Annotated in this window: 7 protein-coding genes, 1 tRNA gene and 2 rRNA genes (1 of these 10 only partly in view); all 10 read left to right on the forward strand. The window is 42.7% G+C overall.

The genetic code is table 11. The annotated features are described in order from the left end of the window. Positions 1-130: 130 nt before the first annotated feature. Positions 131-1,093: a 6-phosphofructokinase gene (gene pfkA, locus IGJ15_RS04535; RefSeq protein ID WP_005229169.1), complete on the forward strand. Its 963-nt coding sequence runs from the start codon at positions 131-133 to the stop codon at positions 1,091-1,093. Between the two features lie 83 nt (positions 1,094-1,176). Continuing rightward, positions 1,177-2,961, forward strand: a complete 1,785-nt coding sequence (pyk, locus tag IGJ15_RS04540; RefSeq protein WP_005229179.1) for a pyruvate kinase — start codon at positions 1,177-1,179, stop codon at positions 2,959-2,961. 195 nt (positions 2,962-3,156) lie between these two features. Then, on the forward strand, positions 3,157-3,717 hold the full coding sequence (locus tag IGJ15_RS04545; protein WP_010749661.1) for a YceD family protein: 561 nt from the start codon (positions 3,157-3,159) through the stop codon (positions 3,715-3,717). A gap of 56 nt (positions 3,718-3,773) precedes the next feature. Then, the gene (rpmF, locus tag IGJ15_RS04550; RefSeq protein ID WP_005229191.1) at positions 3,774-3,953 is read left to right on the forward strand and encodes a 50S ribosomal protein L32; all 180 of its coding nucleotides are present in this window, start codon (positions 3,774-3,776) and stop codon (positions 3,951-3,953) included. A 185-nt stretch (positions 3,954-4,138) separates the two neighbouring features. Continuing rightward, entirely contained in the window at positions 4,139-5,560 is a 1,422-nt protein-coding gene (gene gndA / locus IGJ15_RS04555; protein ID WP_005229192.1) for an NADP-dependent phosphogluconate dehydrogenase, read from the forward strand. A 139-nt stretch (positions 5,561-5,699) separates the two neighbouring features. Then, the gene (locus tag IGJ15_RS04560) at positions 5,700-6,386 is read left to right on the forward strand and encodes a response regulator transcription factor (protein ID WP_005229193.1); all 687 of its coding nucleotides are present in this window, start codon (positions 5,700-5,702) and stop codon (positions 6,384-6,386) included. A 14-nt stretch (positions 6,387-6,400) separates the two neighbouring features. After that, a complete protein-coding gene (locus IGJ15_RS04565; protein ID WP_034696083.1) occupies positions 6,401-7,906 on the forward strand; it encodes a HAMP domain-containing sensor histidine kinase in 1,506 nt (501 codons plus the stop codon). Positions 7,907-8,521: 615 nt separating this feature from the next. Then, a 16S ribosomal RNA gene (locus tag IGJ15_RS04570) occupies positions 8,522-10,081 on the forward strand. Positions 10,082-10,157: 76 nt separating this feature from the next. Beyond that, positions 10,158-10,230: transfer RNA gene (locus IGJ15_RS04575), tRNA-Ala, on the forward strand. Between the two features lie 179 nt (positions 10,231-10,409). Continuing rightward, positions 10,410-11,269, forward strand: a 23S ribosomal RNA gene (locus IGJ15_RS04580); it runs 2,055 nt beyond the window's last position. The 16S and 23S rRNA genes sit together here with 1 tRNA gene alongside, the layout of an rRNA operon.

Below are 11,269 nucleotides of genomic sequence, written 5' to 3' on the forward strand. Positions count from 1 at the left end.
TTTTCAACTTTTTCCCACTATTTCAAGACATTTTCATGGAATAATGGTAGAATATGTCTCGTGGTTATTACTTGAAAACTAGCAAACAGGGGCTTCCCTAAACAAAATCTTTTGATGAGGTGAAAGAATAATGAAACGCATTGGAATTCTAACCAGTGGCGGCGATGCACCAGGAATGAACGCAGCGATTCGCGCAGTTGTCAGAAAGGGTATTTTTGACGGACTTGAAGTATACGGAATCAACTATGGCTACGCCGGACTAGTCGCAGGTGACATTCGTCGCTTAGATGTTGCTGATGTTGGTGACAAAATTCAACGTGGTGGAACATTCTTATATTCAGCACGTTATCCAGAATTTGCGACACAAGAAGGACAATTAAAAGGAATCGAACAATTAAAGAAATTTGGCATCGAAGGGCTAGTCGTGATTGGTGGAGATGGATCTTACCATGGTGCGATGGCACTTACTCGTCACGGTTTCCCAGCGATCGGGATTCCAGGAACGATCGATAATGACATTCCAGGAACAGATTTCACGATTGGTTTTGATACAGCGATCAATACTGTCTTGGAATCGATTGACCGGATCCGTGATACAGCGACATCACATGTCCGCACATTCGTGATCGAAGTAATGGGTCGTGGTGCTGGCGATATCGCTTTATGGTCAGGTGTGGCCGGTGGTGCGGATGAAATCATCATCCCAGAACATGATTTTGACATGCAAGTTGTTGCTGATCGTATCCGTGAAGGACGTGACCGCGGGAAAAAACATTGCTTGATCGTTTTAGCCGAAGGTGTGATGGGCGGAAATGATTTTGCTGACAAACTTTCTGAATACGGCGATTTCCATACCCGTGTATCCATTCTAGGACATGTTGTCCGTGGTGGTTCACCAAGCGCTCGTGACCGTGTGTTAGCAAGTAAATTTGGTTCATATGCCGTTGAATTATTGCAACAAGGCAAAGGCGGTCTATGTATCGGTATCGAAAACAATGAAATGATTGCTTCTGATATCATCGATACCCTTGAAAACAATCGTCACAAACCAGATCTTAGCTTGTATAACTTGAACAAAGAAATCTCATTCTAAAGAGATTTTTAAAGCAACGCAACAGTAATTTTGTAAAAAAAGCTTATTAGCTATTTTAAATAAATGAATAGGAGCGTTTAGTAATGAAAAAAACAAAGATCGTAAGTACATTAGGACCAGCAAGTAACAGTGTGGAAATTATTTCTCAACTGATTGAAGCCGGTGCGAATGTCTTCCGCTTTAACTTCTCTCATGGAGATCATGAAGAACAATTAGCGCGTATGACAATGGTTCGTGAAGCCGTAAAGAAAACTGGTAAAGATGTCGGTATCCTTTTAGATACAAAAGGTGCTGAAATCCGTACAACTGTACAAAATACGACAGAAGCAGACTTTGGTCGTGCTGGATACATCCAATTCAACGTTGGCGATGAAACACGTATTTCAATGGATCCAGAACACAAAGGAACAAAAGAAAAAATTGCTGTAACTTATCCTGGTTTATTTGAAGATGTTCATGTGGGCGGACACATCTTGTTTGATGATGGCTTGATCGACATGGAAATCAAAGAAAAAGACGAAGCAACCCGTGAATTAGTGGTTGTCGTTAAAAATGCTGGAATGTTAGGATCACGTAAAGGGGTCAATGCTCCTGGCGTATCAATCAGCTTACCTGGTATTACTGAAAAAGATGCAGAAGATATCCGTTTTGGTCTTGATAACGATATCGACTTCATTGCCGCTTCATTTGTACGTAAAGCGCAAGACGTTTTAGAAATTCGTGAAATTTTAGAAGAAAAAGACATGACTCATGTGCAGATCTTCTCTAAAATCGAATCACAAGAAGGTATCGATAATATCGATGAAATCATCAAAGTTTCTGATGGTATCATGGTTGCCCGTGGTGACATGGGTGTTGAGATCCCTGCTGAAGAAGTACCAATGGTTCAAAAGAGCATCATCAAAAAATGTAACGCTGCTGGTAAATCAGTTATCACAGCAACACAAATGTTAGAATCAATGCAACAAAACCCACGTCCAACTCGTGCAGAAGCTTCTGACGTTGCCAATGCTGTCTTTGACGGTACTGATGCAACAATGCTTTCTGGTGAGTCAGCAAACGGTGACTACCCTGTTGAAGCAGTAGCAACAATGGCACGTATCGACGTGGAAGCAGAAAAAGCTTTATCAGAAAACAGCACTTTCCAAATCAACCAATTTGATAAAACAGATGTAACGGAAACAATCGGTTTATCTGTTGCGCGTGCAGCGAAAAACTTAGGGGTTAAAACAATCGTTGCTGCCACTGAATCTGGCTACACTGCGAAAATGATTTCTAAATATCGTCCAGATGCTGACATTTTAGCTGTTACATTTGACGAACGCACAAAACGCGGCTTGATGCTTAACTGGGGTGTGTACCCAACCGTTGCTGAAAAACCATCAACAACTGATGAAATGTTTGAATTAGCAGCAAAACAAGCAGTTGATTTAGGCTTTGCTAAAGAAGGCGATCTAATCTTGATCACAGCCGGTGTTCCTGTTGGTGAACGCGGAACAACCAACGTAATGAAGATCCAATTGATCGGATCAAAATTGCTTGAAGCGCAAGGAATTGGTGAAAAATCAGTTGTTGCCAATGCCGTGATCGCTCACAGTGCCGAAGAAGCAATTGCGAAAGCAAAAGATGGCATGATTTTAGTTGTACCAACAACAGATAAAGAATATATGCCAGCAATCGAAAAAGCAGCAGCTTTAGTTGTTGAAGATGGCGGCTTGACTTCTCATGCAGCAGTTGTCGGAATCGCGAAAGATCTACCAGTGATCGTTGGTGCCAAAGACGCAACAACAACCATCAAAGATGGCGAATTGGTTACTCTTGATTCTCGTCGCGGTATCGTTTATCGTGGAGAAACAACAGCGATCTAATGATTTTTAACGATTGATCAAGCAACAGGCAAGTGCACGTTGTGCGCTTCCTGTTGTTTTTTTGAGAGTGTCGAAATCCCTTGAGAAAAGGCATTAAAATGACACGATCAAAAATGAAAAAGGTGTCAAGAAAATTTCATTGACAAAGCCTCAGAAGCCCTGTATAATTGCTTTTGTTGCTTAGGGGTGATAAAAATGAAATGGTCTTTATTGGAATTAAAAAAATACCAAGAGACACCGCTGATGTTTGAAGAAACACTTGACCTAAAAAGTCAACTGATAAAACGCGATGGACAGATCATTGATTTGTCTCCTGTAAAAGTAAAAGGGCTGATGAGTGTTGATAAGCAAGGATACTTGCTGCACTATCAAGTGGAAACGACGATGACATTGCCATCTACTCGTTCTTTGACACCTGTAGCGATTCCTTTTGATTTTTCAGTGGATGAACAATTCATGACACCAGAGCAATTTCAGCGTCGCGATGAAACGATCGTCGAAGAAGAAGTTTTGATCATTGAAGGTCAAACCATCAGCTTAGATGAATCGGTCGCTGATAACCTATTACTTGCGATTCCTTTGCAAGTCCTGACAGAAGAAGAAAAACAAGGTTCAGCAATGCCATCTGGCAACGATTGGGCTGTTTTGTCAGAAGAAGACTTTGCAAATCAAAAAGAAGCGCAAGCTCAACAAGTTGATCCTCGTCTTGCAAAATTATCCGAATTATTCAATGAATCAGATGACGATAACGCGTAGGATTGGAATAAATTGCAGCCTCAAGGTTGCGTTCATTAACAAGGAGGTGTAGCAAAATGGCAGTACCAGCTAGAAAAACTTCGAAAGCGAAGAAAGCAAAACGTCGTACACATTACAAATTGACAATCAACGGTTTGAACGAATGTGCAAACTGTGGTGAAATGAAAAAAAGCCACCATGTCTGCTCTAACTGTGGTCATTACGATGGCAAAGACGTAGCAACAAAAGAAGCATAATTCCTTTTTTTCAGAAAGAGGATTCTAAAACCTTAGGCTAACCATGGAGCCTGAGGTTTTTTTGTTTTTTTTGGAAAAGACGGAACTTTTCAGAAATATTTTTTGTCCATCGAAAGAGAATAGTTCAAAAGCAGGTACATTTGCGCTATAATGAAAAAGATAATTGAATCTTAGGAGGATGAAAGATGACAAAACAACAAATCGGCGTTGTCGGTATGGCTGTTATGGGCAAAAACTTAGCGTTGAACATCGAAAGCCGCGGTTATTCAGTTGCCTTATTTAACCGTACTGGTTCAAAGACAGAAGAAGTAGTAAAAGAACATCCAGATAAAAATTTTAAAGCAACTTATACGATAGAAGAATTTGTCCAATCAATTGAAAAACCACGTCGTATTTTATTAATGGTAAAAGCAGGATTTGCGACGGATGCTACGATCCAAGAACTATTGCCTCATCTAGACAAAGGCGATATTTTGATCGATGGCGGAAATACCTTCTTTAAAGATACCGTTCGTCGTAACGAAGAGTTGGCAAACTCAGGAATCAACTTTATCGGTACGGGTGTTTCTGGTGGGGAAGAAGGCGCCTTGAAAGGTCCTTCGATCATGCCTGGTGGACAAAAAGAAGCATATGAATTGGTTGCACCGATCTTAGAACAAATTTCAGCAAAAGCTGAAGATGGTACACCTTGTGTAACTTATATTGGACCAAATGGTGCAGGCCATTACGTAAAAATGGTTCATAATGGGATCGAGTATGGCGACATGCAGCTGATTGCGGAGTCTTATGACTTGATGCAAAACATTTTAGGTCTATCTGTTGATGAAATGGCTGATATCTTTGCCGAATGGAACAAAGGTGAATTGGATAGCTACCTAATTGAGATCACAGCGGATATCTTGACACGTAAAGATGATCAAGGAACAGGCAAACCGATCGTTGATGTCATCTTAGATGCTGCAGGCAATAAAGGAACTGGGAAATGGACGAGCCAAAGTGCCTTAGACCTAGGTGTTCCATTGCCATTGATCACTGAATCTGTTTTTGCTCGCTATATCTCAGCTTACAAAGAAGAACGGGTCAATGCCAGCAAAGTATTACCGAAACCAGAAGCGGTTGCTTTTGAAGGAAACAAAGAAGAATTTATCAATAAGATCCGTGAAGCCTTATACTTCAGTAAAATCATGAGCTATGCACAAGGTTTCGCGCAATTACGTACAGCATCAAAAGAGTACGATTGGGATCTTCCTTTTGGTGAGATTGCCAAAATTTGGCGTGCAGGCTGTATCATCCGTGCGCAATTTTTACAAAAAATCACGGATGCTTATGACAAGAATGCTGACATCGAAAACTTATTATTAGATGATTACTTCAAAGACATCACGAAACGCTATCAATCTTCTGTACGTGAAGTAGTTGCGCTAGCTGTCCAAGCGGGTGTCCCTGTGCCGACGTTCTCCTCTGCGATCGCGTACTTTGATTCGTATCGTTCTGATCGTTTGCCAGCGAACTTGATCCAAGCACAACGGGATTACTTCGGCGCGCATACGTATGAACGGACAGATAAAGAGGGAATTTTCCATTATTCATGGTATGACGAAGCGTAAGCTTTAAGAGAATCCAAAAGAGAAAGGCCGAAAGTGAGAACTTTCGGTCAATCTCTTTTTTATTTTTTAGATACATGATAAAATAAGACAGATAATGTCTATTTTAAAGGCAGAATAATCAATAAAGGGGCTATCAATAATGAGTAATATTCTAATCATTGAAGATGAAAAGAACTTAGCTCGATTTGTGGAATTAGAATTGAAGCATGAAGGGTATAATACCGAAGTTCATTACAACGGACGGACGGGACTGGATGCTGCGCTGAATAATGAATGGGATGCAATCTTATTGGATCTAATGCTTCCAGAGCTAAATGGGTTAGAAGTTTGCCGACGTGTGCGTCAATCGAAGAACACCCCGATCATCATGATGACCGCGAGAGATTCTGTGATTGATCGAGTATCAGGTTTGGATCATGGTGCTGATGATTATATTGTGAAGCCTTTTGCAATTGAAGAATTGCTGGCACGCTTACGTGCGTTGCTTCGCCGTATCGATATCGAAGGGGACAAAAACGTCGCAAAACAAACCACGATCACTTACCGCGATCTAACGATTGAAAAAGAGAACCGTGTCGTTCGACGTGGAACAGATGTCATTGAACTAACAAAACGCGAATATGAGCTATTGTTGACTTTAATGGAAAACGTCAATGTCGTTTTAGCCAGAGATGTTTTATTAAACAAAGTCTGGGGCTATGAGACAGAAGTTGAAACCAACGTTGTCGATGTTTACATCCGCTACTTACGAAATAAAATTGATGTACCAGGGGAGGAAAGCTATATCCAAACCGTTCGTGGTACAGGTTATGTGATGCGGTCGTGAACCTTAAAAAAAGAATGAAAAAATTAAAAGAACTGAAGGGGCCTTCTTTAACTGTAAAGTGGGCCTTCGCAAGTTCTTTCTTTATATTCGTCGTATTTACGATCTTTGCTGTGATCACCTATAAAACATCGGTGAATTTGATCGTCGCTAAAGAAGAAAACAATGTGGAGCGAACGATGTCAGAGGTCGCTTCTCGTTTAGCCAATTCGGATCAAGAACTAACATTGGTTCGAACATATCGTAATTTAACCAAAAATGATGCGGGGACGACGAGCATTTATGATCGCACTTCAACGATCGATGGCAACTTAATGAAAATCGATTCCTTTATTTCGGAATTAGGCCAAGCGCCGTTGAGCTTGTTTGTTTATAATTTGAATGAGGATCTTGTGTTTAAAACCCATGAAAATGATTTAGCACTGATCGACACGCAGCGCAAAGCCCCAACCATCGTAACGCTGGATGGTATCACAGGCTTTCTCTCGATCCAACCCATCTATTCAAAAGGCACCAGAGAGCGGATTGGCTATGCACAAACCTTTTATGAATTGACTTCTTTTTACGAAATACGCAGCAAACTGCTGCTGACTTTGATTATCTTAGAAGTCGTTTCTCTGATTCTTAGTAGTGTGCTTGGGTTCTTTTTATCAGCGTATTTCCTTCAGCCGTTAAAGGTCTTGCGAGATACGATGGAAACCGTTCGGAAAAACCCACAGTCAACGGTGCATATGCCAGAATTAAATACGAACGATGAACTGTCTGATTTAGCAGATATCTTTAACGAAATGCTGGATCGCATGCGCCTATACATTGAACAGCAAGAGCGATTCGTCGAAGACGTTTCTCATGAGTTGCGAACGCCTGTGGCGATCATTGAAGGACATATGAATCTGTTGCAGCGTTGGGGAAAAGACGATCCAGAGATTTTGGATGAGTCTCTGGCAGCCAGTATGCAAGAGATCAGTCGGATGAAGACGCTAGTACAGGAAATGTTGGATCTCTCAAGAGCGGAACAAGTGGATGTTCATTATGCAAATGAAACAACCAATGCAAAAGAAGTTGTCTATCAAGTCTTCAATAACTTTAAAATACTGTATCCGGATTTTGTTTTTACATTGGATGATGACTTATACCATGAGTTGAAGCTGAAAATCTATCGCAATCATTTTGAACAGATCATTATTATTGTCTTGGATAACGCAGTGAAATATTCCACTGATCGAAAAGAAGTTCATCTATCCATTTCGTTGGATCGGCAATCCTTTGAAATTGCCATTCAAGACTTTGGTGAGGGAATCTCCAAAGAAGACCTCGACAAGATCTTTAATCGTTTCTATCGGGTAGATAAAGCCCGTGCTAGAACCAAAGGCGGAAACGGGCTAGGGCTCTCTATTGCGAAACAGTTATTGGAAAGCTATAAAGGAAAAATTTCAGCAGAGAGTGTCATCGGTCAAGGAACGATCTTTCGAATCTATATACCGATCGTTCAATCAGAAGATCGGACGAAAAGAGAACGTTAGGCGAAAAGCTTAAGTTCTCTTTTTTTATCCATTAATGATAGATTTAGCCGCAAAATACTTCTTATAAACGAACGTTCGAATCGTTTGACAATGAATAATTCGCTTATAAAAATAGTTGCCAAAAAGCCTATTTTTTTAGTTGATTTTTCCTTTAAGAATTGCTATATTATTACTTGTCCTTGTTAAGGCATTTGTAACAAACACTGATTGATCTTTTTTGAAATTAGTTGTTGACGAAACATTTTACAAGTGTTATTATAACAAGGTCGAAAAAATATCATCTCTGAAAAACCTAATAAATCAAAAAAACTTTTCAAAAAAGTGTTTGACATATAACGGTTGAGATGGTAAGATAAAAAAGTCGCTGAGGTTAAGAAAGAAGTTAAATAACAACTTCTTGAAAAAAACTTTTAAAAAAAGAGTTGACAAACAAACGTCGCTCTGATATGATATAAAAGTTGCTAACACAGCACGGTAGACCTTTGAAAACTGAACAAAGCAAGCAAACGAACCAATGTGTAGGACGTTTCAATTTATTGAAACAAATACATGCAAGCAATAGCTAGCAAAGTTAATTTTTATGAGCTTAATGACCGTATGGTCATTCAAACAAATCATTATGAGAGTTTGATCCTGGCTCAGGACGAACGCTGGCGGCGTGCCTAATACATGCAAGTCGAACGCTTTTTCTTTCACCGGAGCTTGCTCCACCGAAAGAAAAAGAGTGGCGAACGGGTGAGTAACACGTGGGTAACCTGCCCATCAGAAGGGGATAACACTTGGAAACAGGTGCTAATACCGTATAACACTATTTTCCGCATGGAAGAAAGTTGAAAGGCGCTTTTGCGTCACTGATGGATGGACCCGCGGTGCATTAGCTAGTTGGTGAGGTAACGGCTCACCAAGGCAACGATGCATAGCCGACCTGAGAGGGTGATCGGCCACACTGGGACTGAGACACGGCCCAGACTCCTACGGGAGGCAGCAGTAGGGAATCTTCGGCAATGGACGAAAGTCTGACCGAGCAACGCCGCGTGAGTGAAGAAGGTTTTCGGATCGTAAAACTCTGTTGTTAGAGAAGAACAAGGATGAGAGTAAAATGTTCATCCCTTGACGGTATCTAACCAGAAAGCCACGGCTAACTACGTGCCAGCAGCCGCGGTAATACGTAGGTGGCAAGCGTTGTCCGGATTTATTGGGCGTAAAGCGAGCGCAGGCGGTTTCTTAAGTCTGATGTGAAAGCCCCCGGCTCAACCGGGGAGGGTCATTGGAAACTGGGAGACTTGAGTGCAGAAGAGGAGAGTGGAATTCCATGTGTAGCGGTGAAATGCGTAGATATATGGAGGAACACCAGTGGCGAAGGCGGCTCTCTGGTCTGTAACTGACGCTGAGGCTCGAAAGCGTGGGGAGCGAACAGGATTAGATACCCTGGTAGTCCACGCCGTAAACGATGAGTGCTAAGTGTTGGAGGGTTTCCGCCCTTCAGTGCTGCAGCAAACGCATTAAGCACTCCGCCTGGGGAGTACGACCGCAAGGTTGAAACTCAAAGGAATTGACGGGGGCCCGCACAAGCGGTGGAGCATGTGGTTTAATTCGAAGCAACGCGAAGAACCTTACCAGGTCTTGACATCCTTTGACCACTCTAGAGATAGAGCTTCCCCTTCGGGGGCAAAGTGACAGGTGGTGCATGGTTGTCGTCAGCTCGTGTCGTGAGATGTTGGGTTAAGTCCCGCAACGAGCGCAACCCTTATTGTTAGTTGCCATCATTTAGTTGGGCACTCTAGCGAGACTGCCGGTGACAAACCGGAGGAAGGTGGGGATGACGTCAAATCATCATGCCCCTTATGACCTGGGCTACACACGTGCTACAATGGGAAGTACAACGAGTTGCGAAGTCGCGAGGCTAAGCTAATCTCTTAAAGCTTCTCTCAGTTCGGATTGTAGGCTGCAACTCGCCTACATGAAGCCGGAATCGCTAGTAATCGCGGATCAGCACGCCGCGGTGAATACGTTCCCGGGCCTTGTACACACCGCCCGTCACACCACGAGAGTTTGTAACACCCGAAGTCGGTGAGGTAACCTTTTTGGAGCCAGCCGCCTAAGGTGGGATAGATGATTGGGGTGAAGTCGTAACAAGGTAGCCGTATCGGAAGGTGCGGCTGGATCACCTCCTTTCTAAGGAATATTTCGGAAGACTACACATCGTTTGCCTTTGTTCAGTTTTGAGAGGTCTACTCTCAAGTAAATACCCGGGGCCTTAGCTCAGCTGGGAGAGCGCCTGCTTTGCACGCAGGAGGTCAGCGGTTCGATCCCGCTAGGCTCCATTAACGACAATGGTCGTTAAGCTTTGTTCATTGAAAACTGGATATCGAAGAAATAATCAAAACAAGTAACACACACCGAGTTGAAATGTTAAAAGAGTTTTTTAATAAGTTCAACGCTTATTTTCTTGAGCAACCTTCTATCGCTAGAAGAAGTACTCAAAACCGACCGTAAGGTCAAAGGTTAAGTGAATAAGGGCGCACGGTGGATGCCTTGGCACTAGGAGCCGATGAAGGACGGGACTAACACCGATATGCTTTGGGGAGCTGTAAGTAAGCTATGATCCAGAGATTTCCGAATGGGGGAACCCAGCATCTTTTATAGGATGTTACGTCTGCGTGAATACATAGCGCAGTCGAGGTAGACGCAGAGAACTGAAACATCTAAGTACCTGCAGGAAGAGAAAGAAAATTCGATTCCCTGAGTAGCGGCGAGCGAAACGGGAAAAGCCCAAACCAACAAGCTTGCTTGTTGGGGTTGTAGGACTCCGATATGGTAGTCTATTCAGATAGTCGAAATACTTGGAAAAGTATGTCAAAGAGGGTAAAAACCCCGTAGGCGAAATTTGGATAACACCTAGGAGGATCCTGAGTACGGCGGAACACGAGGAATTCCGTCGGAATCCGGGAGGACCATCTCCCAAGGCTAAATACTCCCTAGTGACCGATAGTGAACCAGTACCGTGAGGGAAAGGTGAAAAGCACCCCGGAAGGGGAGTGAAATAGATCCTGAAACCGTGTGCCTACAACAAGTTAGAGCCCGTTAATGGGTGATAGCGTGCCTTTTGTAGAATGAACCGGCGAGTTACGATAGCATGCGAGGTTAAGTTGAAGAGACGGAGCCGCAGCGAAAGCGAGTCTGAATAGGGCGAGTGAGTATGTTGTCGTAGACCCGAAACCATGTGATCTACCCATGTCCAGGTTGAAGGTGCGGTAAAACGCACTGGAGGACCGAACCCACGTACGTTGAAAAGTGCGGGGATGAGGTGTGGGTAGCGGAGAAATTCCAAACGAACTTGGAGATAGCTGGTTCTCTCCGAAA

Origin of the sequence: Enterococcus sp. AZ079 (genome assembly GCF_050547255.1) — a bacterium.
GTDB lineage: Bacteria > Bacillota > Bacilli > Lactobacillales > Enterococcaceae > Enterococcus_D > Enterococcus_D casseliflavus.